Source organism: Lactobacillus sp. C449L, assembly GCF_059900815.1.
Genome location: NZ_JBWXGA010000162.1, coordinates 1 through 474, shown reverse-complemented (window position 1 = coordinate 474; position 474 = coordinate 1). Strand labels below are relative to the sequence as shown.

Genomic DNA, 474 nt, shown 5'->3' with positions numbered 1-474 from the left:
ACGTTGCCCGCCTCGTCGAAGCGGATGTGGAGGACGATCTGGCTGACGGGCTTCGGCATCTCGAAGCCCAGATTCTGGGTGTTGCGCGAGACATAGTACCAGTCGCGTTCGCTGAACTGGCCGACGAAGGTCGGGCGGCCCAATGTGGCGCTCACCGAATCGCGGTTGTCGATGCCCGGCTGGACGGCGGCAAGCAGCACCGGATCGAAGAGGTAGCCCTGATGATCGCGCACCCGCGCGCAGCCGGCGGTGAGGCATGACGCGGCGACGATCGCCAGAGCGAGGCTTCTTCTCTGCCGGGACATGGGGAACTCTCCTGAAAACTCGTCCTGCGCGACTGACCGGCGGGCCGTCCCACGTCTTGCGGGTCGCGGGCGCAGGCACCAATATGCGACAAAGCCTGAACGGCGCAAGTACGGCGCCCGGCCACGTGAACGACAGCCAGAGGAGCCGCCTTGTCCCTTCTTTCCCGCA

At 65.8% G+C, this 474-nt stretch carries 1 protein-coding gene; it reads right to left on the bottom strand.

Going from position 1 to position 474, the window contains the following annotated elements:
* On the bottom strand, nt 1-305 hold a 305-nt coding region (locus AC2JF9_RS08820), incomplete at its 3' end, for an outer membrane protein assembly factor BamE (RefSeq protein WP_500727012.1).
* Between the last annotated feature and the right edge of the window lie 169 nt (nt 306-474).